This is a genomic window from Streptomonospora litoralis, from assembly GCF_004323735.1.
Lineage (GTDB): Bacteria > Actinomycetota > Actinomycetes > Streptosporangiales > Streptosporangiaceae > Streptomonospora > Streptomonospora litoralis.
Genome location: NZ_CP036456.1, coordinates 46,711 through 70,426, shown reverse-complemented (window position 1 = coordinate 70,426; position 23,716 = coordinate 46,711). Strand labels below are relative to the sequence as shown.

The 23,716-nt window shown below is 70.8% G+C and carries 45 protein-coding genes and 1 pseudogene; 44 read left to right on the top strand and 2 right to left on the bottom strand.

Translation table 11 applies throughout. The features are described from left to right. The first annotated feature begins 2 nt into the window (after positions 1-2). From EKD16_RS24975 to EKD16_RS24945, 8 genes are read left to right on the top strand one after another with little or no spacing between them, the layout of a single operon-like run. Positions 3-998, top strand: a complete 996-nt coding sequence (locus EKD16_RS24975; RefSeq protein WP_242677494.1) for a DUF5131 family protein — start codon at positions 3-5, stop codon at positions 996-998. Further along, positions 995-1,279 (top strand): hypothetical protein, encoded by a 285-nt coding sequence (locus tag EKD16_RS24970; protein ID WP_131103010.1) that lies wholly within the window; start codon positions 995-997, stop codon positions 1,277-1,279. The genes EKD16_RS24975 and EKD16_RS24970 overlap by 4 nt, the downstream gene beginning before the upstream one ends. Beyond that, the gene (locus EKD16_RS24965) at positions 1,276-1,623 is read left to right on the top strand and encodes a hypothetical protein (RefSeq protein WP_131103009.1); all 348 of its coding nucleotides are present in this window, start codon (positions 1,276-1,278) and stop codon (positions 1,621-1,623) included. Before EKD16_RS24970 ends, EKD16_RS24965 begins: the two co-directional genes overlap by 4 nt. Continuing rightward, positions 1,620-1,880, top strand: coding sequence for a hypothetical protein (locus EKD16_RS24960; protein ID WP_131103008.1), 261 nt, complete (start codon positions 1,620-1,622; stop codon positions 1,878-1,880). Before EKD16_RS24965 ends, EKD16_RS24960 begins: the two co-directional genes overlap by 4 nt. Beyond that, positions 1,870-1,995: a hypothetical protein gene (locus tag EKD16_RS26425; protein WP_278248948.1), complete on the top strand. Its 126-nt coding sequence runs from the start codon at positions 1,870-1,872 to the stop codon at positions 1,993-1,995. The genes EKD16_RS24960 and EKD16_RS26425 overlap by 11 nt, the downstream gene beginning before the upstream one ends. 8 nt (positions 1,996-2,003) lie before the next feature. Continuing rightward, a complete protein-coding gene (locus EKD16_RS24955) occupies positions 2,004-2,222 on the top strand; it encodes a hypothetical protein (protein WP_131103007.1) in 219 nt (72 codons plus the stop codon). Beyond that, positions 2,219-2,533, top strand: a complete 315-nt coding sequence (locus EKD16_RS24950; protein ID WP_131103006.1) for a hypothetical protein — start codon at positions 2,219-2,221, stop codon at positions 2,531-2,533. Before EKD16_RS24955 ends, EKD16_RS24950 begins: the two co-directional genes overlap by 4 nt. Further along, positions 2,530-3,063, top strand: coding sequence for a hypothetical protein (locus EKD16_RS24945; protein WP_131103005.1), 534 nt, complete (start codon positions 2,530-2,532; stop codon positions 3,061-3,063). Before EKD16_RS24950 ends, EKD16_RS24945 begins: the two co-directional genes overlap by 4 nt. Before the next feature lie 50 nt (positions 3,064-3,113). Here EKD16_RS24945 and EKD16_RS24940 read toward each other — a convergent pair whose 3' ends face one another. Further along, positions 3,114-3,551, bottom strand: a complete 438-nt coding sequence (locus EKD16_RS24940) for a hypothetical protein (RefSeq protein ID WP_242677493.1) — start codon at positions 3,549-3,551, stop codon at positions 3,114-3,116. A gap of 182 nt (positions 3,552-3,733) precedes the next feature. Between EKD16_RS24940 and EKD16_RS24935 the strand changes: the two genes are divergently transcribed. From EKD16_RS24935 to EKD16_RS24885, 12 genes are all read left to right on the top strand, one after another. Continuing rightward, the gene (locus EKD16_RS24935) at positions 3,734-4,264 is read left to right on the top strand and encodes a hypothetical protein (RefSeq protein WP_131103004.1); all 531 of its coding nucleotides are present in this window, start codon (positions 3,734-3,736) and stop codon (positions 4,262-4,264) included. 184 nt (positions 4,265-4,448) lie between these two features. Next, a complete protein-coding gene (locus EKD16_RS24930) occupies positions 4,449-4,841 on the top strand; it encodes a hypothetical protein (protein WP_131103003.1) in 393 nt (130 codons plus the stop codon). Beyond that, positions 4,838-5,167 carry a hypothetical protein gene (locus EKD16_RS25620; protein WP_165498699.1) on the top strand — a complete coding sequence of 110 codons (330 nt, stop codon included), beginning with the start codon at positions 4,838-4,840 and terminating at the stop codon, positions 5,165-5,167. Before EKD16_RS24930 ends, EKD16_RS25620 begins: the two co-directional genes overlap by 4 nt. A 5-nt stretch (positions 5,168-5,172) precedes the next feature. Then, positions 5,173-5,553 (top strand): hypothetical protein, encoded by a 381-nt coding sequence (locus EKD16_RS25615; RefSeq protein WP_165498698.1) that lies wholly within the window; start codon positions 5,173-5,175, stop codon positions 5,551-5,553. After that, positions 5,550-5,780, top strand: a complete 231-nt coding sequence (locus EKD16_RS24920) for a hypothetical protein (protein ID WP_131103001.1) — start codon at positions 5,550-5,552, stop codon at positions 5,778-5,780. The genes EKD16_RS25615 and EKD16_RS24920 overlap by 4 nt, the downstream gene beginning before the upstream one ends. After that, a complete protein-coding gene (locus EKD16_RS24915; RefSeq protein ID WP_131103000.1) occupies positions 5,780-6,550 on the top strand; it encodes an HIT family protein in 771 nt (256 codons plus the stop codon). The genes EKD16_RS24920 and EKD16_RS24915 overlap by 1 nt, the downstream gene beginning before the upstream one ends. Then, a complete protein-coding gene (locus tag EKD16_RS24910) occupies positions 6,547-7,146 on the top strand; it encodes a hypothetical protein (protein WP_131102999.1) in 600 nt (199 codons plus the stop codon). Before EKD16_RS24915 ends, EKD16_RS24910 begins: the two co-directional genes overlap by 4 nt. After that, entirely contained in the window at positions 7,146-7,355 is a 210-nt protein-coding gene (locus EKD16_RS24905; RefSeq protein WP_131102998.1) for a hypothetical protein, read from the top strand. The genes EKD16_RS24910 and EKD16_RS24905 overlap by 1 nt, the downstream gene beginning before the upstream one ends. A 4-nt stretch (positions 7,356-7,359) precedes the next feature. Further along, on the top strand, positions 7,360-7,950 hold the full coding sequence (locus EKD16_RS24900; RefSeq protein WP_131102997.1) for a 3'-5' exoribonuclease: 591 nt from the start codon (positions 7,360-7,362) through the stop codon (positions 7,948-7,950). Further along, positions 7,947-8,240 (top strand): hypothetical protein, encoded by a 294-nt coding sequence (locus EKD16_RS24895; protein ID WP_131102996.1) that lies wholly within the window; start codon positions 7,947-7,949, stop codon positions 8,238-8,240. Before EKD16_RS24900 ends, EKD16_RS24895 begins: the two co-directional genes overlap by 4 nt. Next, on the top strand, positions 8,237-8,680 hold the full coding sequence (locus tag EKD16_RS24890) for a hypothetical protein (protein WP_131102995.1): 444 nt from the start codon (positions 8,237-8,239) through the stop codon (positions 8,678-8,680). Before EKD16_RS24895 ends, EKD16_RS24890 begins: the two co-directional genes overlap by 4 nt. A 16-nt stretch (positions 8,681-8,696) precedes the next feature. Next, positions 8,697-9,398: a phage minor head protein gene (locus tag EKD16_RS24885; protein ID WP_131102994.1), complete on the top strand. Its 702-nt coding sequence runs from the start codon at positions 8,697-8,699 to the stop codon at positions 9,396-9,398. A gap of 59 nt (positions 9,399-9,457) precedes the next feature. Here EKD16_RS24885 and EKD16_RS24880 read toward each other — a convergent pair whose 3' ends face one another. Beyond that, positions 9,458-9,874: an SANT/Myb-like DNA-binding domain-containing protein gene (locus EKD16_RS24880; protein WP_131102993.1), complete on the bottom strand. Its 417-nt coding sequence runs from the start codon at positions 9,872-9,874 to the stop codon at positions 9,458-9,460. 197 nt (positions 9,875-10,071) lie between these two features. Here EKD16_RS24880 and EKD16_RS24875 point away from each other — a divergent pair, with 197 nt between their 5' ends. The 24 genes and pseudogenes from EKD16_RS24875 to EKD16_RS24770 all read left to right on the top strand — a co-directional run bounded on the left by EKD16_RS24875 (position 10,072) and on the right by EKD16_RS24770 (position 23,696). Beyond that, complete coding sequence (locus EKD16_RS24875; RefSeq protein WP_131102992.1) at positions 10,072-10,353, top strand: hypothetical protein; 282 nt, start codon at positions 10,072-10,074, stop codon at positions 10,351-10,353. A 79-nt stretch (positions 10,354-10,432) separates the two neighbouring features. Continuing rightward, entirely contained in the window at positions 10,433-10,798 is a 366-nt protein-coding gene (locus EKD16_RS24870) for a hypothetical protein (RefSeq protein WP_131102991.1), read from the top strand. After that, the gene (locus EKD16_RS24865; RefSeq protein ID WP_131102990.1) at positions 10,798-11,121 is read left to right on the top strand and encodes a hypothetical protein; all 324 of its coding nucleotides are present in this window, start codon (positions 10,798-10,800) and stop codon (positions 11,119-11,121) included. The genes EKD16_RS24870 and EKD16_RS24865 overlap by 1 nt, the downstream gene beginning before the upstream one ends. 117 nt (positions 11,122-11,238) lie before the next feature. Beyond that, positions 11,239-11,553, top strand: a complete 315-nt coding sequence (locus tag EKD16_RS24860; RefSeq protein ID WP_131102989.1) for a hypothetical protein — start codon at positions 11,239-11,241, stop codon at positions 11,551-11,553. Positions 11,554-11,647: 94 nt separating this feature from the next. Next, on the top strand, positions 11,648-12,577 hold the full coding sequence (locus tag EKD16_RS24855) for a ParB/RepB/Spo0J family partition protein (RefSeq protein ID WP_165498697.1): 930 nt from the start codon (positions 11,648-11,650) through the stop codon (positions 12,575-12,577). 64 nt (positions 12,578-12,641) lie between these two features. Then, positions 12,642-13,046 carry a hypothetical protein gene (locus EKD16_RS24850; RefSeq protein ID WP_131102987.1) on the top strand — a complete coding sequence of 135 codons (405 nt, stop codon included), beginning with the start codon at positions 12,642-12,644 and terminating at the stop codon, positions 13,044-13,046. Then, entirely contained in the window at positions 13,040-13,255 is a 216-nt protein-coding gene (locus tag EKD16_RS24845; RefSeq protein WP_131102986.1) for a hypothetical protein, read from the top strand. Before EKD16_RS24850 ends, EKD16_RS24845 begins: the two co-directional genes overlap by 7 nt. 108 nt (positions 13,256-13,363) lie before the next feature. Beyond that, the gene (locus tag EKD16_RS24840; protein ID WP_131102985.1) at positions 13,364-13,624 is read left to right on the top strand and encodes a hypothetical protein; all 261 of its coding nucleotides are present in this window, start codon (positions 13,364-13,366) and stop codon (positions 13,622-13,624) included. A 141-nt stretch (positions 13,625-13,765) separates the two neighbouring features. Beyond that, positions 13,766-14,149, top strand: a complete 384-nt coding sequence (locus tag EKD16_RS25610) for a DUF6011 domain-containing protein (RefSeq protein WP_165498696.1) — start codon at positions 13,766-13,768, stop codon at positions 14,147-14,149. Between the two features lie 16 nt (positions 14,150-14,165). Further along, positions 14,166-14,552 carry a hypothetical protein gene (locus EKD16_RS24830; protein ID WP_131102984.1) on the top strand — a complete coding sequence of 129 codons (387 nt, stop codon included), beginning with the start codon at positions 14,166-14,168 and terminating at the stop codon, positions 14,550-14,552. 208 nt (positions 14,553-14,760) lie between these two features. Continuing rightward, complete coding sequence (locus EKD16_RS24825) at positions 14,761-14,940, top strand: hypothetical protein (RefSeq protein WP_131102983.1); 180 nt, start codon at positions 14,761-14,763, stop codon at positions 14,938-14,940. A gap of 66 nt (positions 14,941-15,006) precedes the next feature. Beyond that, positions 15,007-15,141: a hypothetical protein gene (locus EKD16_RS26420; RefSeq protein WP_278248947.1), complete on the top strand. Its 135-nt coding sequence runs from the start codon at positions 15,007-15,009 to the stop codon at positions 15,139-15,141. An 89-nt stretch (positions 15,142-15,230) separates the two neighbouring features. Further along, the gene (locus tag EKD16_RS24820; protein ID WP_131102982.1) at positions 15,231-15,797 is read left to right on the top strand and encodes a hypothetical protein; all 567 of its coding nucleotides are present in this window, start codon (positions 15,231-15,233) and stop codon (positions 15,795-15,797) included. A 143-nt stretch (positions 15,798-15,940) separates the two neighbouring features. After that, positions 15,941-16,315 carry a hypothetical protein gene (locus EKD16_RS24815; RefSeq protein ID WP_131102981.1) on the top strand — a complete coding sequence of 125 codons (375 nt, stop codon included), beginning with the start codon at positions 15,941-15,943 and terminating at the stop codon, positions 16,313-16,315. A gap of 103 nt (positions 16,316-16,418) precedes the next feature. Further along, positions 16,419-16,937 carry an ArdC family protein gene (locus EKD16_RS24810; protein ID WP_131102980.1) on the top strand — a complete coding sequence of 173 codons (519 nt, stop codon included), beginning with the start codon at positions 16,419-16,421 and terminating at the stop codon, positions 16,935-16,937. Next, positions 16,934-17,113, top strand: coding sequence for a hypothetical protein (locus tag EKD16_RS24805; protein ID WP_131102979.1), 180 nt, complete (start codon positions 16,934-16,936; stop codon positions 17,111-17,113). Before EKD16_RS24810 ends, EKD16_RS24805 begins: the two co-directional genes overlap by 4 nt. Before the next feature lie 56 nt (positions 17,114-17,169). Then, complete coding sequence (locus EKD16_RS24800; RefSeq protein ID WP_131102978.1) at positions 17,170-18,102, top strand: N-6 DNA methylase; 933 nt, start codon at positions 17,170-17,172, stop codon at positions 18,100-18,102. Between the two features lie 163 nt (positions 18,103-18,265). Continuing rightward, a complete protein-coding gene (locus tag EKD16_RS24795) occupies positions 18,266-18,595 on the top strand; it encodes a hypothetical protein (RefSeq protein WP_131102977.1) in 330 nt (109 codons plus the stop codon). Between the two features lie 76 nt (positions 18,596-18,671). Next, on the top strand, positions 18,672-19,082 hold the full coding sequence (locus EKD16_RS24790) for a hypothetical protein (protein WP_131102976.1): 411 nt from the start codon (positions 18,672-18,674) through the stop codon (positions 19,080-19,082). A 114-nt stretch (positions 19,083-19,196) separates the two neighbouring features. Next, positions 19,197-19,270, top strand: a pseudogene (locus tag EKD16_RS25605). Positions 19,271-19,287: 17 nt separating this feature from the next. Next, complete coding sequence (locus EKD16_RS24785; protein ID WP_131102975.1) at positions 19,288-20,631, top strand: putative antirestriction adenine methyltransferase; 1,344 nt, start codon at positions 19,288-19,290, stop codon at positions 20,629-20,631. After that, complete coding sequence (locus EKD16_RS24780) at positions 20,628-21,548, top strand: ParB N-terminal domain-containing protein (RefSeq protein ID WP_131102974.1); 921 nt, start codon at positions 20,628-20,630, stop codon at positions 21,546-21,548. The genes EKD16_RS24785 and EKD16_RS24780 overlap by 4 nt, the downstream gene beginning before the upstream one ends. Next, positions 21,545-22,159: a hypothetical protein gene (locus EKD16_RS24775; protein ID WP_131102973.1), complete on the top strand. Its 615-nt coding sequence runs from the start codon at positions 21,545-21,547 to the stop codon at positions 22,157-22,159. Before EKD16_RS24780 ends, EKD16_RS24775 begins: the two co-directional genes overlap by 4 nt. Beyond that, entirely contained in the window at positions 22,146-23,696 is a 1,551-nt protein-coding gene (locus EKD16_RS24770) for a hypothetical protein (protein WP_131102972.1), read from the top strand. The genes EKD16_RS24775 and EKD16_RS24770 overlap by 14 nt, the downstream gene beginning before the upstream one ends. Positions 23,697-23,716: the final 20 nt, after the last annotated feature.

Sequence of the window (23,716 nt, the reverse complement as noted above, 5' to 3'; positions counted from 1 at the left end):
CGTTGTCCACCAGAATCGAATGGGTTCAGGGCGTCGACGGCGCCCGCGGCACCACCTGGAACCCCGTCACCGGATGCGACCGGGTCTCGCAGGGGTGCGACCACTGCTACGCCGCGACCATGGCGCGGCGGCTGAAGGCCATGGGCAGCCCGCGGTACCAGCGCGACGGCCGCCCCTCCACCTCCGGCCCCGGGTTCGGGGTGAGCGTCCACGAGGACGTGATCACCGCGCCGCTGCGGTGGCGCACCCCGCGCACCGTGTTCGTCAACTCCATGTCGGACGTGTTCCACGCCGAGGTGGGCGCCGACGCCATCGCCCGCATCTGGGCGGTCATGGCAGCAACCCCGCAGCACACGTACCAGATCCTCACCAAGCGCCACGGCCGCATGCGCAGCCTGCTGAACTCGCTGACGTTTCGCGCCTCGGTCGCCCGCGCCGTGTGGGAGCTGGCCATGGCCGACAACACCACGACCCTGCCCGACGAGCTGACCTGGCCGCTGCCCAACGTCTGGGTCGGGGTGAGCGCCGAAACCCAACGCTGGGCCGACATCCGCATCCCCGCCCTGCTGGAGACCCGCGCCGCCCTGCGGTTCATCTCCGCCGAACCGCTACTCGGCCCCCTGCGACTGGCCCCCGACGACCACACCGGCCACGACCGCGACCACCACGGCACCCACACCGAATGTTCGGACTGCTCCACACCCGAACAGCCGGTGGCCTGGCGCACGCAAACGGCCCCGCCGCTGGACTGGGTCATCATCGGCGGCGAATCCGGGCCGGACGCCCGCCCTGTGGACCTGGACTGGATCCGGGGCCTGCGCGACGACGCCCACCAGGCCGGCGCCGCCGTGTTCATCAAGCAGCTCGGCTCGGCTTGGGCGCGCGGAATGGTGGGCTCCTCCACGGGCGCCGACCCCGCCCACTGGCCCGAGGACCTGCGCGTGCAGGAGATGCCCACCCGCCGGCGCCCGCCCGTCGCGACGGGGCCGGACCGGTGACCCGCCACCGCGAGGACGAGGACGCCGACCTGCGCCGCCGCGTCGCCGACATCCTCCGCGCCGCCCCACCGGACGCCGACCCGGACGTGACCGCCTCCGAGATCGTCTACATCGCCCGCTGCCGGGGCTACCGCAAGACCGCCGCCGCCCGCGCCGACGACGAGTGGCGCACCAACGGCCGAAACGAACCCTCCCACCCCGACCGGGTCCGCGACTTCGTCAGCCGCATCCGCGCCGACCTGCAGAACCACCGCCCCGATACCGAGGAAGGAAACCGATGAGCGAACCGAACGCCTGTGACTGGAAGACTCACGTCCTCGCCGCCCTCACCAACGAGGACCCGACCACCCTCACCCCTGAGCAGATCGAGGACCCGGACCGTTGGCAGCTCGCCTTCGCCACCCTCATGGCCGCCCGCGGCCAGGGGGAACCCCTCTACCTCGCCCAGCTCGTTCAGCGCGTCGACGGCATCGAGCGGGCGAACGAGACCCTGTACACGACGCTGAAGACCATCAGCGAGACGCGGAAGGAGCGTGAGCAGAAGGAGGAAGAACTCCGGCGACGCATCCGCCAGATCCTCCGCACGGATCACGGAATCGTCGGACGCTTCGGAGGTGGCCAGTGATCCGATCCCAACGCAAGCCGCTGCAGCGGACCTCCCGCAGCAAAACGTCCACGCTCTACCGGTGGGCCAAGAACGCCAAGCAGCCGGAAGGCACCTACGGGGCGAAGCTGCCCACGTTCTCGCCCGAGAAGGTGCGCGAATCCATTGAGTCCGGGACGTGCGGCCATGGCCGTGACGACCACCGTCGTCACATCGGCGCCTGCTCGGAATGTGAGTGCAGCCGTTGGCGAAAACACGAGGTGCCCGATGAGCGCTGACCTGTTTGCGCAGCACGCGAGCCCCAAGGCGATCCGCGCGAAGCTCCGCGCGGCACACGCCAACCGCCCCCGGTGGGACCGCCAGGTCCGCGAGCCGGCGGAGCCGGACCAGTGAGCTCCGCCATGGCAGAACACGACGACGGGTGCGCGAACTGCCGCCGTCCCCTGCACTGGGCAGGACCCGCCCTCGGCTGGCTGCACGGCGAACTCCCGCAGTACGCCCACGAGCCCGCCTCCTGCCCCGCGCCGACGCCCAACTGCATGTACTCGGCCTGCGACCACACGACCGCAGGCCCCGACCCGGCATGCGCGTGCCCCTGCCACGAGAGGAGGACCCGGTGAGCCCTGAGACGTTCCTGATGTGGACCGCCGGCGCGATCCTCGTGCTCGTCGCCATCGGCCTGGCCGTGGTCATCGTGCTGTTCGCGCTCCACAATCTGCCGTTCGGGCCGGTGCAGCACTGGAAGAAGATGCACCGCCTGGCCTCCGCGGACGCCACCCGCTACCACGACCTCATCCACGAAACGGCGACCGCGCTCGGCAAACCCCACATCGCGGTCCTGTTGCGGCCAGGCGTCGTGGTCGAGGTGGCCCGGGAGCGTATGCGGGAGCTGGAGCAGCTCCGCGCCGAGCAGGACGGGAACAGCCGGTGACCCGCGTCGGCGATTGGCGCGGCCCCGGCGGGCTACTGAGTTGCGCTCTGTGCGACTGGACCGCCTGGCACAACCCGGCGGTCTCCCCCACCGCACAGCTCATCCTCCACCGGATGGACACCCACCCCGCCGAACACGCCGGCCTGCGCCCCGGCACGGTGGCCGCCGACGAAGGAGAAGATGACTGCGTGAAGCACGATGCCGACCCGCGTGGCACAGTCCGCGACCCCGTCACAGGGCTGACCGTGGACACCTACCCCGTCGGGGTCCTCCACGACCTGCTCGTCGCCTACCGCACGTTCCGCTACCTCGGCCGCAGCCGGGAGGCGTACAGCAAGCTCGGCCACGCCGCCCGCGGCCTGTTCGAACGCGCCCGCGCCGGGCAGTGGCGCGAGGTCCGCACCAGCTTCAACGGCTACCTCGCCGAACCCACACCCTTCCCGGCAGGGCTGACCCGGTGCGGCAGCGGGTGGACCCGCGCGGCCGCCCTCCGGTCGCTGCGCCGCCACTACCGGCGCGACATCGGCTGAAGAATCACACGGCCCGCCCGCAGGCCGCGGGCGGGCCGCCGCCGTAGGCCCTACCAGGGCGAGGACGGGTTGACCGGCTCGGTGTGCTCCTTGCACCAGTCCTTCAACGCCGCCGCAGTCGCCTCCGGGTCGCCCATGTGCTCCATCGCGATCGCGTGCAGCTCCGGATGCGCCGACCCCTCGTCCAAGGCGTCCGTGGCCGCCCCCAGCTCCAGCGCCATGGCCTCAGCCTCATCGCCAGGCGTGCCCGCGTCGCGGTAGGAGTCCGCCAACCGCAGGTCCATGCACAGCAGGCTCGCCGCCGCCTCCGGGTCCGCGGGGCCCGCGGACGCCTCCGCGGTTTCCGCCGCCTGGGCGGGCTCCGACGACATCTCGGCCGGGGCGGTAGCCGGAGCCGACGACGCATCCGGGGCCGGCTCCGAAGCGCCGCCGCAGGCGCTCAGCACCAGGGCGGCGGCAACGGCGGACAGGAAGAAGAAGGGGCGCATCCGAGGCTCCACTCGGTCGGGGGTAGTCGAGACCACCTGGTACGACGCCGAACCGGCCCCCATGGTTGCCCCACCGGCCACACCAGGCCACCGGATACCTGACCTGCGCAGAAACTCTAGATCCGCAGGCCATACCCCTTACATACTGGCCGCCCCATACTCCCGCACGCACAGGAGGACCCGTGGTCACCAGCGATGACGCACATCGCCTCGACACCGCTCTGCACGCCCTCAACCCGCACATGCCAGAGCACAACGAACTCACCGCCGGCGACGTCTATCAGCTCGCCGGGGCGCTGATGGCCCACCTCGACCGCTACCTATACTCCGCCGATGACTCCGGCTACGACGCGGCAACCCAGGCATACAACGCCTACAACGGCACCAGGAACGACCCCCAAACCGCGTTCTCCCTGGCCGCCGCCCGCCTGAAGTTCACCGGCGCAACTCTCCTGCCCAACGCCGGCCCCACTCCCGTCATGGCCGCCTGCTTCTTCATCGCCGCCGCCCGTGAAGCCGCCATCATGGGCTCCACGCTCGGCGCGATCGTCACCGAAATCCAGGAGACCAGCGCGGACCATAACGCCCGCCTGGCCGAAGGGCATCGCGGCGCCCTGAACCATCATCTGGAGGCCATTGACGAACACGTTCGAGCCGCTCGCGACGAACTGGCGAAACTTGCCAACCCCCGACCGCCCGACGCCGACCAATAGGACCTGACCCGGAGCTCGACGAACCACAAACGACAAACGAAGGGCCCAGAGGTTCCCCCACCTCTGGGCCCTTCGTCGTGTCCAGCTCACGGCGTTTCCCACCAACACGTGCCCTCACCATAACGTGCGGCTATCGTCGACACGAGATCGATAGCACAAACGCATCGCCCGACCTGGGAGCACCATGACCCCACGAAACAGCGGCGACGAATCGCTCGCCCCCGCCACCGACGGGTTCAAGAGATACGGGCCTGTGGATGACGAATCAACGGTCGTGGTCCTCGTCACGGCGCTCGGACACCCGCGATTCGGCCACACGGTTCCCGTCACCCTCGCGCTGCGCGCCCGCGCCTACGGCCTCACCGCCACCCACACCCACGACGGCCGGCTGCTGTTGCGCACCCACAGCCTCGACCTGACCGGGCCGCTGCACGCCCGCAAACGGTTCGCCCGCGCCTGCAACCGCTACACCTCCGCGGCCAACCGCCCCCAGCTCCGCCGACGCCGCTCCCGTGACGAGGTCCGCCGCCTCCTCGCCGACCTGCCCGCCACCGCACCCACCGGAGCCCGCGAATGACCCGCCATCGCATCACCGTGCTGGACCGGACGATCACCGTCGCCATCCAGCTCGACGCCGCCACCGACGACGCCCGCAACGAGGCGTTCGCCGCCATCGCCCACGCCGTACGCACCCTCAACCTGGGCCGCGACGCCTTCACCCGCGAACCAGTCGGGTTCCCCGGGGTGACCGTCGCCGACCTCACCGACCTGCACACCCGCCACCGCCGCGGCGACGGGCCCGCAACCGGGCCGACCGCCACCCCGGCCATGTCGACACCGGTGCGGTTCGACCCCCAACTCGCCGCCCACCCGGCGCACCAGCTCCCGGTCTGGAGGGCGTGAGGCCAGTGACCACCGAAACGCTGCGCGCCCGCCTCACTCAAGCGCTGTCGCGCCCCATCTGCCTCACCGCCGACACCTGGCGCGCGGCCTACGGCGGCGCCGAGGTGCGGCTGCGGTGGGAGGAAACCAACCAGCTCACCGCCGCCGTCCTCGCCGAACTCGGCGACGACCTCATCGATGACGACGCGGTCGCCGACCCCGGAGACATCCGCATCACCAACGGCGCCGCCACCGAAGAATCGTGCCCCGCCTGCCACCGCAGCACCCTGCTGCGCCTGACCACCTACACCACCCTCGACGAGAGCGTCATCCGCATCGGCGAAATGGCGCTGTGCCAGGGATGCGGCTACTCCCCCTACGCCCACGCCCCCGCGGCCGGCGGATGAGGAGCCACCTGCGGCTGCGCCAAGCCGCCACCCTGCTGCGCGAACACCAGCTGCGCCCCGCCCCCGCGGAGCTGGCCGACCTCCTCGACCGGATCCAGGCCACCGGGTGCGCCCCATCGGTCTACGACGCTGCGCATCGCCTCGTCACCGCCATGACCACCGTGCCCGCCGACGAAGAACTCGACCCCCGCCTCACCGAGATCGGACACGAAGAGACGGACGCCTGATGCCCACCTACACCAAGCGCGACCTGCCCGAGCGCGGCGGCATCGGCCCGCTGTGCTACGACGCCTGCCTCGACCAGGCTCCCGAAGGCCACGACCTGTGCCCCGGCGAGCTGCTGTTCTTCCAGTGCGCCTGCCGCTGCCACACCGACCATGCCCCGCCCTGCGTGTTCTGCGCCATTCTCGCCGGCGACGAACCCGCCACCATCGTCCGGGAGTGGAAGGACGCGATCGCCTTCACCCCACTCAACCCCGTGGTGGAAGGGCACACCCTCGTGATCCCCCGGGTGCACGTGGACTCGGCCGCCACCGACCCCGACATCGCCGCGGCCACCATGCGCCGCGCCGTCCAGCTCGCCGCCGAGGCCGAGCACTCCAACATCCTCACCTCCATCGGAAAGCCGGCCACCCAGTCCGTGTTCCACCTGCACGTCCACGTGGTGCCGCGGCGTGCGGGTGACGGGCTGATGCTGCCCTGGGGCACCACCGGCAACCCCCACGACCCCCACTGGTGCCACCCGGCCGAAACCGCCCACAACCAGGCCGAGAGGTACCACACCGCCTGGGAATCCGCCCGCCGCCGCGCAGCCCGAGCACGCGCGGACCTGCGCTTCGCCATCGAGGGCGACGACGAGGACGCCCAGACCATCCGCCGGCAGGAGCGCGAACGGTGCGCGCGCTACCTGCAGGACAACGTCCTCGGGGCCGGCCCCGGAACCGACGCGCTCGCCAACGGCATGCGCGCCCTGCCCGACACCGAGGACCCCGCATGAAGCGCTACCTGCTCCCCGCCGTCCTGGGCCTGGCGACCGTGGGACTGGTCGCGATGTACGCGCGCCTCATCCTCGAACACGGCTGGCTCGTCCTGATCCTCACCGTGCCCATGCTGGCGCTGCTCGCCGCGGTCGCCGCCCTGGACCACGCCCGCCGCCGCTGGACCCGCCTCAGCCGCCACGCCGTCGGGACCGTGGTGCTTACGGTCCTCACCCTCACCAGCCTGCCGTTTCTGATCCTCGAAGAGTTCCCGCCGCTGCGGGTGGGGCTCACCCTCGTAACCGCCGGCCTGGCCGCCATGGAGGCGCGCGCGTGGCACCGCGACCGCACCCCGCCACCGGGAATCTCCGTGGGGCACCGCGTCGCCGAGCTGGAGCAGTGGCACGACCGCCAGGACTGCCACGAACGCGGCCACCACACCCCGCCCCAGGGATACACCGACCCCGCCCCCGACGACCTCGATCAGGTCCGCGAAACCATCGACGTCACCACCTTCGGGTCCACGCGCCGCCTGCACCTGCCCGACGGTCTCGTCGAGGTCCCCTGCGCCCACTGCGGCACCCGCCAGATCGTCGCCCGAACCGAGGAGGACTGATGCGCCGCCCCCGCACCACGTGCCCCTACTGCTCCCGCACGGTCGCGCTCACCACCGCCGACCTGCTCTACCCCCACCACACCCGCGGCGGCGCCCCCTGCCCGCTGCGGCACCCCAGCATCGTCGTCCCGCCCGGCGGCGACGACCACCTCACCCTGCCGACCGCCGACCACCGGCGCCCCATCCGCAACGTCATCCGGAGCCTGTAACGCCATGACCTGCTATGCCTACGACTTCGAGTTCCACGAGGACGGGAAGGTCATCGACCCGATCTCGCTCGCCATCGTGTGCGAGGACGGCCGCGAGTACTACGCCGTGGTCGCCGACGCCGGCTGGGACCGCATCCGCGAGCACGACTGGCTGATGCGCAACGTCGTGCCGCACCTGCCCATCACCGGCCGCAAACAGGTGGACGCCTACCTGAAGACCGGCCAGCGCCAGTGGCCGAAACCGCTGGTGAACAGCGTCGGCCCCGACCACACCGACGCCCGCGTGAAACCGCGGTGGGTCGTCGCCAACGAGGTGCGGGAGTTCCTCCTCGCCGCCGGTGAGCCGGAGCTGTGGGCCGACTTCGGGGCCTACAACCACGTCGCCCTCGCCCAGCTCTGGGGGCCGATGATCCGCCTGCCTCAAGGGCTGCCGATGTTCACGCGCGACCTCCAGCAGGAGTTGGCGCACCGCCCTGATGCGGCCGTTCCCGACCAGGAGGCCGGCGCCCACGACGCGCTCGCCGACGCCCGCCACCTCATGGTGTGCCTGCGCCGCCTCGGCATCGCCGAACCCGCCCCCGCGGAGGCGTCATGATCACGCTGGCCATCGCCCTCGCCCTGGTCTTCGTCTACCTCTGGTACGGCCTCGCCCGCGTCGCACCCACCTGGGCCGCCCGAGAAACCGCGCGCGACATCAAACGGTTCCCGGTCAGCTCCCGCAACTTGGACTGGATCGCTCACCAGCGCCGCGTCAACGCCGGCTTCGCCATCGGCGTCGGCCTCATCTGGCCCGCCCACCTCGCTCTCCGCGCCCTGACCACCAGCATCGCCCGCGCATCCGAACGCGCCCAAGAGCACGCCGACCACAGAAACGACCATCCATGACCACACCCCACCCCGCCCCCGAGCCGGCTGAGGAATGCCGCGACACCGGTCACACCTACGACGTCATCAACGTCCGCACCCACGACGACCTGGCCGACTGGCCAGTCCACGTGGTGTGCATGACCTGCCGCGCCCACTGGGGCATCGCCGACGACCCGCCTGAGGCCCCCGCTCCGGCGCCGAGCCCCTACGCCCGCATCCACGCCGCCCTCGACCGGACCGTGACCACCGGCGAGGCCATCGAGGAGGGCTGGTACCTCACCGACTTCCTCGTCATCGGCGCCGCCGAGTCCTTCGCCCCCGAGAACAAAGGCATGTCGGTGAACTTCCGCGTGGGCCCCGAGGACGAGATGCCGCCGCACCGCATCCTCGGCCTGCTGGAGTACTCCACCGCCCGGTATCGCCACATCATCAACCAGATCGACGACGGCGACGACTGATCCGGAGGAAACAGCCATGGCGATGCCGCTGCCCGAGCCCGACGACACCACGCCCGACCTCAACGCCATGGAGGAGGCCACCCGCGAGGACATCGAACGCCACCTGGTCCCGGCCCAGCGCGCGGCCGAGCAGAACCCCCGCACCCCCCTCGACCGCACCCGCCAGCGCGGCCGGGTCGCCCGCCTGCTGCGCGAGGCCCGCGCCGCCCTCACCGACACCGCGACCAACGCCGCCCGCCAGGCGGTGCGCATCGGCGCCGCCGGCGCCCGCACCGAGGCGCCCCCGCCCGACGGGCGCGAACAGGACGGCATCCCCGACGACACGCAGACCGCGAACCTCACCGCGGACGTCGACCTGCGCCAAGACGTCCGCTTCATCATCACCACGAGCGGGCTGCACGTGGAGACCGGGCCGCGCGCCGTCGAACCCGCCCTGGCGGTGCAGCAGACCGCCAGCCGGGTGTGGAACGTCACCGCGACCGCGATCACCCGCGCCCACACGGCAGGACGGGCCTGGTACGCCGCCCTCTTCGCCTACGACCTGAAGTGGTACACGCGCCGCGACGAACGGGTGTGCCCGATCTGCCGGCCCGCCCACGGCCGGGTGATCGGCAGCAGGGAGCGCTTCACCCTCCGGGAGGTGGACTGGGAGGCGTTCTCCGGGCGGCCGCCGGCGCATTTCCGGTGCCGCTGCTACGCCCAGGTGCTGCGGCGCTGAGAGCCGGGCTGCGGGGTCGGGATCGGCCGGGGAAGGGTCACAGCCGCAGCGGTGGTCGGCTACTCGTCGGCGACGGTCGTGGTGGTGGTGAGCTTGGGCGCGAACGACACCTGCACGTTGGGGGTTTTGCGGCCCATGCGGGCGGCGATCTCGTCCCAGGTGGCGCCGTGGGTGCGGGCGGCGGCGACGGCGTGCAGCTCCTCGTCGGCGAGGTGTTCGCGGTCGGTTTGGATGCGTCGCAGGGCGCTGAGGGCCTGGTCGGGGTCGCCGGCCTCGCCGGGGGTGGCCAGGCGCTTGCCGAATTTTCGGACGGCGTTGGGTTGGGCCATGCCGAGGGCGTCGGCGATGATGCGCCAGGCGGTGGTGTGGTGGCGGGCGGTGGAGACGGCGGCGACCTCTTCGTCGGCGAGGCGGGCGCGGTCGTCGTGGATGCGGCCGATGGTGGCTAGCGCGGTGTCCTTCTCACTCGTGGTCATATCTCGATCATAAACGGTCGCTACACGGATAGCGACACCGACACCCCTTCACTCCTGTGACCTGCGAAAATCTTGAATTTCCCCTTCCATTCCTATTGCTATCCTGATAGGTAGTTATTATGATTAGGATATAACAAAGACGGTTCGGATATTCCGTACCGGTTGATTTCTGAATAGAGGAAGAAGGGGAATCCGTCATGGACGAGATGACCGTGCGCGACCTGATCGCGACCCTGCAGGCGGCGGCCGAGGAGGCCGGCGCCGGCCTGGACGCACCCGTCCGGCTGGCGCAGTCGCCTTCCTGGCCGTTCGAGTACAGCGTCGGCCGGGTGGGCGTCGCCGAGATCGACCCCGCCCCCTCCACCGGCTCCGAGCCCGGCGTCGCCGAGGACGAGGAGCCGCCGGGGGTGGTCTACATCGGCGAGGGCGCCCAGCTCGGGCACCTGCCCGGCGTCGCCTCCGAGGCGCTCGACTGGTAGCGCACCGGCCCCGCCCGCACGCAGCGGGCGGGGCCCCTCCCCCTCCTCTTCCTCTGTTCACCGACCCGAAGGAGCACACGTGGCACGCTTCGCGAACCTCGACGCCGTCCCTGAAGAGCTGGCCGACAAGGCCCGCCTGCACCTGCGGTCCTACGTGGAGGCCGGCTACAGCCTGCACACGGCCGCGCCCAAGGCCGCAGCCGACTGGGCGGCCCAGGCCGAGGGGCTGGGCTCCAGCACCGTGGTGGCCCACACCTTCGGCCGCCTCATCCTCCAGATCGCCTACGAGACCGCGTGCACGGCCATCGACCGGGTGAGCGAGGCGGTGGCGCTGACCGAGGAGCTGCACGCCCTGGAGGACGAGGCCGACCCCGAAACGCTCGGGCTGCGCGGCGAACTGGTGGCGCGCCTGGCGGAGCTGGGCGTGGGCGAGGAGGGCGCGTGATGCCGATCGACCGCGAGTCCGGCGAGGTCAAGCACATCATCACCGGATACGAGCACTGGGTGGACCTCGGTGGCGGCCGCGGCGCCCTGTGCGCGTACACCCTGTGCGGGTGGCTCTACCTGCCGGCGCGGATGGAGTGCGCCCACGCCGTCAGCGGGTGGTGGGCGAGCCCGAAGGTGAATCCGGTGTGTGGGCTGTGCGCGCACATGGTCGCCTGCCGCGTGCGCTGTCCTCAGGAGTGCGAGAGGTGCCGGGAGGTGGATCGGGACGGCGAGCGGGGCCACCCGGTGCACCGCGCCGGAGGCGCTGATGTGAGCCGCTGACCGCGGGGAAGGGAAATTCGTTCGGACAATTCCCCTCCCCCAATTGCTATTTGATTCATATTGAATTATGATTTAGATATAACAAAGAACGGCAACCCAAACACCCGGGAGGCAGAAATGCAGGACATCATCCGCAAGTACACCGGCAAGGACATCGACATCTTCGACCTCGCCGGCACCAACCGGGCCGCCGCCCATCTCCTCAACACCCTCGTCACCGACCTCGTCGACACCGAGAACCGCCTCCGCGCCGCCGCCGAGCGCCTCACCCGCACCGCCGACCGCATCAACGCCACCCTGAACTCCGGCCCCGACGAGCAGGCCTCCGCCATCACCGCCCCGGACGAGAAGCAGGCCGACAACCTGGATGCCCTCATCGAGCGCCACGACACCCAGGTCCGCGCTCTGGTCCGGGCGGCCGCCCTGTTCTAACCACCCGCCCTGGCGGCGCCCCGCGGTGGGGCGCCGCCGCCCCCCTCACCCTCCCTCTCCTCTCCGACCACGCCCGCACAGAAGGGACCCCGCCATGGCCGCCACGCAGAAGACCATCCCGCTCGACCGCATCGACCGCGATCCCGCCCAGCCCCGCCAGCACTTCGACGAGACCGAACTGGACAAGCTCGCCGGCTCCCTGGCCGCGGTCGGCCAGCAGCAGCCGGTGCGGGTGCGCTACGACCGCGCGAGCCGCCGCTACACGCTGATCATGGGTGAGCGGCGGTGGCGCGCCGCCCACCGCGCGGGCCTCACCGAGCTGCTGGCCGTCGTCGAGCACGGCACCGGATCCACCTTCCTGGAGTCGGTGGTGGAGAACTCCGCACGCGCCGACATGACCCCCATGGAGGAGGCCGAAGCCTTCGCAAAGCTGATCGACGAGCACGGCATGACCACCGAAGAGGTGGCCACAGCCGTCGGCAAGACGGTCGCCTACATCACCTGGCGGCTGCCGCTGCTGAACCTGATCGGCCCCGCCCGCGAGGCCCTCGACAAGCAGCACCTGCCCACGGGGCTGGCCGGCTACGTCTGCCGCCTCACCTCCGAGGGGCAGCGCCTGGTCCTCAACAAGTGGATCAAGGGCGAGTTCACCAACTTCCGCGACGCCGAAGCGTTCGCCCAGACCCGCCGGGAGCTGGAGGACCAGGGCGTCATGTTCGACGTCGACGAGCCCTCCGAGGAGGAGAAGAAGCAGATCCGCAAGCGGCGCGCGCAGGTCACCTCCCAGGTGGACCGGTTGGCGTCCGCGGGCGGAATCCTGCACGAGCTGGCCCAGGCGGACCCGGCCGAGCTGGCGCGGGTGCTGACCGGCGCCGCCGGCCCCGGGGTGTACCAGCAGCGCATCGCCGCGCTGCGCGAGGCGGCTGGCAAGGCGGAGTCGGTGCTGCGCAAGGCGGCGGCGATGGCCGCCTCCGGCGCCTCCCCCGACCTGGACGAGGCCGCCGGTGAGGAGCCGGCGGCCTGACCCCCGACCGCCCCGGCCCCTGCCGTGGGGCCGGGGCCCCGACCACGAATAGAAGGTGACAGCCATGAGCAACCACCACAGCGAGGACGTGCAGGTGCCTCCGCCCGACCGCGCCCCCTCCCCCTACACCTTCCCCCTGCCCGACGAGACGTGCGCCCGCTGCCACCAGACGGGCGCCCTGGCGGTCGAGGGCGTGTTGGAGTGGGCCCAGCCGCCCGCCGGCGGATGGGGCGCCGACCAGAACGGGTACCGGGCGGAGGCGTCGCGCTGCTGCGGCGCCGGCCTGGAGGCGGTGACCGCGCTGGCGACCGATACCGGCGCCGCCCTGGCCGGGGCCATGCCCAAGGTCGGCGCGCGGGAGGTTCTGCGCGGGCGCTGCACCGGCTGCGGCCGCACGGAGCGGGTCCGCCGGTGGCCGTGGATGGTGTGCGGCCACTGCCACGCCACCAGCCGGGGGAAGCGATGGTGACGGCGCTGGAGGCCGAACTCGCGCGCATCGAGGAGGAGGGCGACACCTCCCGGGCGGTCGCAGCGGTGCGGGCGCTGACCCGGGGCCACCAGCCGCTGGACACCCCGCAAGGCCGGGTGTGCCACATCTCCCACGCGGAGGGCGACCACGTGGAGTGGCCGTGCTGGGAGTACCAGGCGGCAATGGAAGCGTTGGGAATGTACCTGTGACCTGGTGTTTTCGGTGAAATCCCTCCACCAATCCATTGATATCTGAATAGGTAACTATTATGATTAAGATATAAGCAAGCAAGTTACTCACCCCCTGGGAGGCGCACCGTGGACGCTCTGTTCTTCGCCGAGGACGAGAACACCGGCGAGATGCTGATGGTCGAGGCCCCCGGCGCCCTCGGCACCTTCCTGGAGGCCCTGACAGAGGCCCGCGAGGTCTACCAGTACATGGCCACCTACAGCCCCGGCGCCGACGACGCCACGAAGCGGATCAACCTCGGCAAGTTCAACGAGGCCTACGCCGCGGCGGAGAAGGCCGCGGCAGAGGCCGGCGTGCGCTTCTCGCTGACCGACATCATGGGCTTCTGATCCCGCACCCGGCCCCGCGCCCGCACCGGGTGCGGGAGCCGACTTCTGTCCGCCCCTGTCCCCCGCACCTCTTGATATCTGAACCATAATGAATTATGATTTAGATATAAGCAGTCAGGCACCACCCCGAGGGAGACCGCGATGGCCACCAGCACCGCCCACACCGCCACCTGCCGGCGCTGCCACCGCCCCCTCACCTCCGCCCGCAGCATCCGCCTCGGCTACGGCAAAGGCTGCTGGGCCGAGATCCGCGCCGAGAAGGCCACGCTGGAGGGCTACAAGGACCACCAGATCGCCTCCGCCACCGAGGCGATCGAAGACGGCGCCCTCGTCCACTACCGCGACGGCATCCACCTCGTCGTCTCCGCCGACGGCACCCGCACCCACCGCGCCACCGCCCACCACTGCACCTGCCAGGCCGGCGTCCGCGGCACCCGCTGCTGGCACACCGCGGCCGTGCAGATCCTCACCGCCGCCCGCCTGGCCCCCACCGCGCCGGCGCGCACGTTCACCCTGGCCGCCTGATTAAGGAGACAGCCCGATGTCGGTCACCTTCTTCCCCGAGGACCACGACGAGGACGGCCCCGACCTCGCCGTGTCCAACGCCAACGCGGCCACGCTGCTGCGGCTGCTCGGCCTGCGCCCCGAGCAGCACGCCGACGCGCCGGACGCCGTCGGCCCGCTCGGGATCGTGCTCCACGACGAGCTGGCCGGCATCGCGCCCGCCGAGGACATCCTCGGGCGGGTGCTGACCGCCACGGCGCTGCTGGACGTCGCCACCGACGACGCCAACGGGCGCCCCATGGTGCGCGACGGCAACGTGATCGACTGCGGCCGCCGCCCCGGCTACCTGGCCGAGCGGCTGCAGCAGCTCGCTGAGGTCGCCGCGTGGGCGCGCGACCACGGCGCCGCCGTCGTGTGGGCCTGACACCCGCTCCCCTCCCTCGGCCCCGCAAGGTGGATACCTTGCGGGGCCGGCCTCTGTGTGCGGCCCCATTCCCAGGCGCAGAATTCCCTTCGAGAAATGCGCGAATTTCCTGCAAAAATCACACCGAACACTTGCTATTTAAACGGGTGATTATTATGATTAAGATATAAGCAATCAAGCAATAAACCACTCGGAACGGAGAATCGCCATGGCCTCCACCACGCCCCTCCTCGGCCGCGTCGACCCCGGCCACCGCCAGGTTTGCGCCTACGCCAACCGCGGCTGCACCTGCTACCTGCTGCCCGGCCAGCACGGCCGGAAGGCCGCCAAGCTTCGCCGGCGCCGCCAGCGCGCCGCCGAGAAGCGCACCTGGCGCCGCGACCTCTGACCGACCCGCCCGCCCCACCGGGGGCGGGCCGCAACCCACACCCGCCCCAACGGAAGGACCCGAGCCATGGACTGCGAAAACTGCAACGCCCGGGAGGCCGTCGCCACCTTCGACGTCGGCGACGTCGAGACCGCCCTGTGCCACTACTGCGCCGGCACCCCCGGTATCCACGCCGGCCGCTGCGACACCATCGCGGCCTGACCCCCCGCCCACCGGCCCCGGACACCCCGCGGTGTCCGGGGCCGACCCATACGCGCACACCCCCCACACATGACCCCAGGAGGTTCACCATGTCCGCACAGTCCCTGCGCGAGCAGGCCGCGCAGCAGCGCCGCGAAGCCGCCGCGAGCTTCGAGCGGTGCGACACCGACGGGTTCCTGTCCCAGTGGTGCGCCCAGCGCCTCGGCGACGAGCTCGAATTGCAGGCCGCCATCGAGGAGGCTGGCGGCACCGCCGTGTTCCTCGCCGTGTTCGACCTGGAGGGCGTCCTGGTGCCCGCCAAGGCGGTCGACACCCGCTACGGGCCGGCGTGGGGGCTGCTGCCCGACGACGACCCGCGCGGCCGGTTCACCGGCTGGTTCCGCGAGTCGCAGGCCCGCGACCCCGCTACGGCCAAGGCGACCGACGCGAAGAAGGGGTTCTTCGTGGGCTACGTGCGGGCGCCGGCGCGCGCCCGCCTGCGCGGTTCGACCTTGGTCACGTTGCAGGCGGTGGCGGTGCGCACCGACGGCGGGTTCTCCCGGGAGGTGGAGGTCGTCTGCAACGGCCACGGCCCGGACCTCCAGGAGGGTTTGGGCGGGGTGTACGGGCGGACCGCGGCCTTCAACCGCGCCCAGTGGGAACGCAACGCCGGCTGACCCCCTCCTTCGCGGATCCGCAGGTCAGCGCGCCTGCGGGACCGAATTCGAGGGGAATTTCCCCCGCGAATTCTTGCTATCTGAAAAGAGGTTTATTATGATAAAGATATAAGAAAGAACGCAGCAACCACCCGGAGGGCGAAATGAACACGGCAACCGGCGGCCAGACCCTCACCATCAAGCAGCTCACCGCGGAGCGCGACCTCACCGGCCTCGACGCCGTCCAGCGCGCCGACATCTACGCCAACCTCACCAGCTTCGACACCGAATACGCCGACATGGTCATCGGCGTCCTGGAGGGCCTGCCCACCATCGGCTCGGTCGCCTACCGCGCGGCCGTCACCGCGGCCGGCGCCGGACACGCCATCGCGCTCTCGGACGGCCACGTCATCGAGGTCGAGGCCGCCGGCGCCTTGCGCACCGTCCTCGTCCCCACGCAGGGCCGCGCCTACGTCGGCGGCATCGCCGGCACCGCCACCGCCGCCATGTCCGACCAGCTGCGCGCCGCCTGCCAGTAACCCCCTGCGGGCGGCCCCGCCGGGCCGCCCGCCCCGGCCTCGGCCCCGGAGATGTCACCGCAGCGCCCCGGGGCCGACACCTACGCGAAAGGGAGCACACACCATGCCACGCATGACCCCCGCCGACCTCAACGAGATGATCACGCTCGCGGTCGCCACCTCGGACCCCGGCCAGCTCGACACCGTCGAAGCCCTCGCCGCCCGCCTCGGCGACCGCTACAGCCCCACCAACACCCTGGCGATCTGGGCGCAGCTGCCCACCGCCACCCAGGTGCGCGGGTTCCGCCAGTGGCAGGAGCACGGCCGCGTGGTCGCCAAAGGCCAGAAGGGCTTGGGCGTGTTCATGCCCAACACCCGCCGCAAGAAGGACACCGAAGAAACCGGAACGCCCGAACCGGCGGCCGGAGGCGACGGCACCCGCCGGCAGGCGGTCGGCTACCACGTCGGCTACGTCTGGGACATCTCGCAGACGGTGCCCGCCGACTGCCAGGAGCCGCGCGGCGCCTGCACGTGCCCGCTGCCCGCGCCCGCAGCGTCCGGCCACCGCCCCGACCGCCAGGTCCTGGCCGAGCTGCTCGCGGCCTACACCACCGACGAGGACCACGAGGAGGTGTCGGCATGAGCCGCGGATACAACGCCAGCGACCGGGACTGCTGGGACTGCGGCGCCGCCCCTGACGAGCTGCACGACGACGACTGCCCCCCGGCGGTCGGCTACATCCGCTACAGCTTCGAGGACCGGTTCGGCGCCTTCGGGGTGCCCGATGACCTCGTCGACGGCATCGGGAACCCGCTGTGAGCCCCGCCAAGACGGCCCGCCCCCCAGGGGGCGGGCCCCACACCCGGGCCCACACGGTGGCCGAGGCATGCGCGGACGCGTGGTTCCGCGGCCACGGCTCCGGCCAGGTCGAGATCGCCCTGTCGACCGTGGCCGCGGTGGCGTTCATCCGCCCGCCCGACGCAGACGCCCACACCCTGATCGAGCGCACCATCGCGGAGGCATCCCCCGGCCAGGTCGGCGAGATTATCGCCGCCCAGTGGCGGATGTACCTCAACGCGCGCCCCGACCTCGCCAACCCGATCTACCCGCTGATGGCGCCGTGGTTCGGCGAACACGGCCCCTCCACGATCGCGCTGAAGGCCGCCAAAGCCACCGCACAGGCCGCCCTGAAGGCGGGCATCCACACCATCCACCCCCATGATGCCGACCTGCTCGGGCCGCTGCTGACCCTGATGCGGACCGGGCGCGAGGCCCAGGCCCGCGGCCAGTACTACACCCCCGCCTCGGTGGCCACCATGATGGTCGGCCTCACCGGCGCACCCCGGGAGGGCGAGTCGGTGCACGAGCCGGCGTGCGGCACCGGCGGGATGCTGCGCGCCCTGGCCGAGGCGATGCGTCTCGAAGGCCGCGACCCGGCCACCGTCACCTGGGCGGCCGTGGACATCGACCCGCTGGCCGTGGGGTGCCTGGCCGCCAACGTGGTGCTGTGGGAGCTGGGCCCGCGGGTGCTGCTCGGGGTCGGCAACTCGCTGACCGACGAATGGATCACCGACGCGCAGGCCCAGCGGCGCGAGACCGTGGAGCTGGCGCGCACGGTGCGGACGGTGCGGGCGATGCAGGCGCTCACCACTGCCGCGGGCGGCCACGCCCCCGGCCCGTTCGCCGAAGGTCCGGCCGCGGCCGGTCCTTCCTCCCCCGCCCCGGCTCCGGCGGCGTCCGCGCCGCAGGAGCCCAACGCGCCCGAGCCCGGCGCCGGCGGGACGTGGGAGGCGGAGACGCTGTTCTGAACCCTTTTCCCGCCCTGCCGCATTCCAGGGCAATTCCACCACACACCATTTGCTATTTTGGTCAATATGTATTATGATTTAGATATAACCAAACAGGTTACTTAACAAATCAACAGTGGACATGGCAAAAGGGGTACCCCCTTTTTCTAGGAAAGGTTTTACCATGGGTAACACGGCCACCACCTCCACCACCATCCTCTTTGACACCATCGAGGCCATGGGGCTGGCCACCTTCCTGGCGGCCCTCACCTTCTCCCCGGACTACAACCAGAACACCGTCCGGACCATCCAGCGCCTCCTGGGCGTCGGAGCGGAGGAGGTTACCCTCACCTCCGAGGAGGCCGAGGCGGTCATCACCTTCTTCGACGACCACCTCGGGGCCATCCCCACCAGCCACCAGCCGGCCAGGGCCCACGCGTGCCAGGCCATCAGCCAGCTCTACTCCGGCCTCGGCCGGACCCGGCCTGACACCACCTGCATCTGCACCGGCTAACCCGAAAAAAAGGGGGGCTCCACCAGGGGCCCCCCTTTTTTTCTTTCTCCCGACCCGACCGACGAGGATGCCTGCCATGAGATTAGCGACCTGCACCTACCAGGAATTCACCGCAGACATGGGGGTGCCCGTGCGCACCACCGTGGGCTACCCGCGGTTCAAGCTCGCTGCGGCTCCGGCCGGCCACGCCCGGCTGATCACCCCAGCCAACTGGATGCTGAAGGCCGGCTACGCCACCTACGCCGACGCCTACCGGCGCCGCCTCGACGACGCCGGGGTCGACGCCATCCGCACCGAGCTGGAACAGATCCCCGCCGAAGGCGAGAACACCCGGCGGGTGCTGCTGTGCTTCGAGCGGCTCACCAAACCCGGGGTGTGGTGCCACCGCACCATGTTCGCCGCCTGGTGGCAGGAGCACACCGGCGAGGAGGTGCCCGAGCTCGGAGCCCTCCCCCAGCCGGGCCCGCCGACCCTGTTCGACCTGTAGACACGGCCCGCACCCGCCCGTTCACCCGGGGGACGGGTGCGGGCCCTACCATGCGTGAACGACATCGTTCGGAACCGTTCCATACGTTCCGGTTATGATCAGGGGCGGATACCCGCGCTGGAGGTGCAACGGCCGCACACCCACCACCCTGGTGGGAGGACCAGGTTCGACTCCTGGCCAGCGCTCCAACCACGGGAGGGCGCCGGTGTTCCAGGGGACCATTCCGCAGCCCTTGAGACAGATCGTGCACGAGCACGCCCGCGCCTGGCCCACCGACCAGCCCGTCTATGTCGGCTGCAGCGGCAACATGACGATCGAACGCACCCTGGCCGACCTCACCCGGCCGGTGCACTCCAACGACGTCAACCCCTACTCGTGTGCGCTGGGCTGGTACCTCTCCGGCCAACGCGTGCCCTTCACCCTCAAGGAGGACTCCCGCGAGGCTCTGGGGTGGCTGGAGCCCTCCCTCGACCACGGCGCCGGCACCCTCGCCACGTTGATGCTCGGTACCCGGTTCCTGGAGTTCGTGGGGCGCGACACCCCGTACCACCGGCGGATGGTGCAGGCCTACCGCGACCAGTGGGACCGCATGCACGCCGCCACCGTCGCCAAGCTCCACGCGTTGACGCTGCGGACCTCCAGCTTCTACGCGGGCGACGTCCGCACCTACCTCGACGCCGTCCCCGACGACGCCCCCTTCGCGAGCTTCCCGCCTTTCTGGGCCGCCGGCTACAAGCAGATGTTCAAAGGCATCGAACAGCATTTCGACTGGCCGGAGCCGGAGTTCACGGAGTTGGACGAGGCGGGCAAGAGCGAGATCATCCAGCGGATGACCGACCGGCCGCACTGGCTGCTCGGGCTGCACTACCGCGACCCTGACCTGGAGCCCTACCGGGTGGGTTACGTCCAGCTGTCGCCGCGGGCGGTGCCGATCGAGGTCTACGCCCGCCCCGGCGCCGCCCGGTGGGCCGGGCCGCGGCAGAAGACCGAACCGATCAAGATGCCGAAGATCGGCGCCGACGAGGAGGTGGAGGGGCCGCTGACGCTGCATCCGTTGTCGGCGGCCCAGTTCGCCGGTCTTCGCAGCATGTGCCTGGATCGGCGGATCGCGCCCGGCATGCCGCACCTGGCCGTCGGCGTCGCCGCGGCCGGCCGGTTGATCGGCGCGTTCGGGTACCTCCCGCCGAAGTTCGATCCCGACTGCGCCTACCTCATGTCGGACTTCCCCATCGGCTGGTCGAAGTACAAGCGGCTGTCGAAGCTGATCGTCATGGCCGCCACCAGCTCCGAGGCGCAGGCTCTGCTGCAGCGGTCCCTGTCCAAACGCCTCACCTCCTGGGCCACCACCGCGTTCACCGACAACCCCACCAGCGGCAAGTACGGCCGCGGCATCCCCGGCATCAAACTGCGCTCCCGTAAGCCGTGCGAGGTGTCCGATCACACCTGGCAGCTCGACTACGGCGGCCCGCTGGGCTCCTGGACCCTGGCCGAAGCGCTGGAGATGTGGGAGGCCAAGCACGCTCAGCACACCAAGGCGGTGACTCGATGACCCACACCGACCTGCCCACCGGGCTGGCGCCGCGCCTGGTGCGGCGAACCCCGGCGGCGCTGACCCGCCTGAGCACCAACGCCCGGTACATGAGGCAGGAGGAGTACCAGCGCCTGGTCGCTAACCTGCGCCGCGACGGGGCGCTCACCTCGGTGCCGCTGATCTACGGCGGCGGCGAGTACGCCGAGGGCGCGGAGCTGATCCTGTCCGGCAACCACCGCTGCGACGCCGCGGCCGATGCCGGCCTGGCCGAGATCGACTGCATGCTGATCGACCAGCCGCTGTCTCAGTCGCAGCTCATCGCGCTGCAGCTGTCCCACAACGCCATCGCCGGTGAGGACGACCCCGCCACCCTCAAACAGCTGTACGAACAGATCGACGAGGTCGACTGGCGGACCTACGCCGGCCTCGACGACAAGGAGTTGGCGCTGCTCGACGACGTCACCCTCGAAGGGCTGTCCGAGGCGAACCTCGACTTCCAGAACGTGCAGGTCGTGTTCCTGCCCCACGAGCTGGACCGCGCCCGCCGAGCTTTGGAGGACGCGCGCACCGGCGCCGACGAAACCTGGCTCACCTCCCGGGCCGACTACGAACCCACCCTCGACGCGCTGGCGTCGGCCCACGCGGCGCACAACGTCGGCAACGTCGCCACCGCCTTCGGTCTGATCCTCGACGTGTTCGAGAACCACCTCACCGACCTGCAGGCCGGCTATCTCGACGACGACGGAGCGGCCCGCCACAAGAAACCCGTCGGGTGGGAGACCGTTTTCGGCACCCGCACCCTGCCCGCTGAGCACGCCGCGACGCTGACCCGGGCGCTGCGCAAAGCCGCCAAGGCCGGCGACGTCGACGACACCCGCCCGTGGGAGCTGCTGACCCGCTTGGCGGAGACCTACCTTGAGCGGGGGGCGGGGTGAGCACCCACGGCGACCCGATCGAGCTGGACCCCGGCACCGACGTCTGGGAGCGCCAACCGCAGGAGACCCCCAAACGGTTCGGCCAGTTCGCGATCTACCGGGACCTGGGCCGCACCCGGTCCATCCGCGAGACCGCGGAACGCACCGACAACAGCGCCGACTACCTGCGCCGTGTCGCCGCCCAGTTCCGGTGGACCGAACGCGCCGAAGCGTTCGACCGCCACCGCGACCGGCTGCACCAGGCCATGTGGCTGGAAGAGCGCCGCAAAGCGGCCGAAGCCGACGCGAAGGTCCTCTCCGCGGGCATCGGCAAGATCGCGCAGCGGCTCACCTCCATGTCCCCGAGCGAGCTGTCGGTGTCCGACATGATCCGGATGATGGACGTGGTGATGCGCCAGCGCCGCCACCTGCTGGGACCCGGTGAGGAGATCCAGGTGGAGGCCACCCTCACCGGCGGCGACGGCGCCGCCTCCGCGCTGGGCGAGATCCTCGCCGAAGCGAAGCGGAACCAGGACCGCGAGGAGCAGCAGCTCACCGCCGCCCTGGACGACGAAGACGAGGACGGGGACAGTGAGGACGACGGCGCCGGCGGCGGGCATGCGCACCCGTAAGGGCGACCCGTACCTGGCGGGGCAGCACGCCGGCGTTTTCGACCTGCACGATTACGTCCTATCCGCGGTGCCGGACGAGCGGATGCTCGCCGACCCGGAAGGCCGCCGCCTGTTGACCCGGCTGGATCCCCTGCTGTTCGCGATCCTGTACTGCGGCGACCTGCTGCGCGGCCCCGACGGGCGCATCACCCTCGCCGACCTGCACCTGGCCCTCTCGCGCCACGGCCGCCGGTGGCTACGCAAACCGGGCCCCCGCCAGGAGCGCCACGCCTTCGTCGCCCCACGCGAAAGCGGGAAATCCTCGTGGGTGTTCAAGATCCTGCCGATCTGGGCCGCCGCCCACGGCCACCTACAGTTCATCGCCGCGTTCTCCTCGTCAGGAGCCCAGGCGGAGAAACACGTGCTCGGGTTCCGCCAGCAACTCGACGCGAACCCGCTGCTGCAGGAGGACTACCCGGCCCTGTGCCGGCCCGCGCGCCGCCGCGGCGGCGGCACCGTCTCCGACTCCCGCATGATGCTGCACACCGCCTCCGGATTCTCCTTCACCGCCGGCGGGCTGGACTCCAACATCCTCGGCCTCGTCGACCCCCTCAACCGGCGCCCGTCGTTGATCGTGCTGGACGACGTGGAACCCGACGAAGCCAACTACTCGCCGTACCAGATGGACAAGCGGCTGACCACCCTGACCGACACCGTGCTGCCGATGAACGAACGCGCGCACGTGGCGCTGGTGGGCACGGTGGTGATGGCCGGCAGCATCGTGCACCAGCTCGTCAAAACGGTCACCAGCACCGACGACACCCCCGAATGGATCGACTCGGAACGGTTCCGGGTGCACTACTACGCGCCGATCGTGGCCACCCCGGACGGCGGGGAACGCAGCATCTGGCCGGACAAGTGGCCGCTGGACTACCTCACCTCCATCCGGCACACCGTGTCCTACCGGAAGAACTACGAGAACCAGCCCCGCCCGATCGACGGCACCTGGTGGCGCGAGGAGGACATCCACGTCGAGCCGGGCCTGACCCGGCTGCGCACGATCATGACGATCGACCCCGCGGTCACCTCCAAGGACTCCTCCGACTACACCGGATTCGCCGTGGTCTCGCGCACCAGCGGCACCGACCAGCACAAGCGCGGCCAGTGCCTGGTGCACTTCGCGACCGGCCGCAAAATCCCCCATGGCGAGCCCATGCGCGCCTACGTCCTCGCGCTGCTGGAGTCCCACCCCTACGTCAGCGAGATAGTGATCGAGACCAACCAGGGCGGCGACCTGCACGAGGTGGCGCTGCACGACATGCCGGTGCCGATCCGCACCACCCACACCTCCGCCCCCAAAGAGGTGCGGTTCGCGAACCTGCTGCAGGCCTGCCAGGTGTCCGAAGTCGCGTTCGAACGGATCCTCCCCGAGTTCGAGGACCAAGCTTTGGCCTACCCGAAGGTCGTCAACGACGACGTGATCGACGCCGTCACCATCGGTATGGAGGAGACCGTGGGCCGCGGCCAGGTCACCGCCGTCGGCGGATCGTGGATGTGAAACGCGAGCGAGCACAGCCC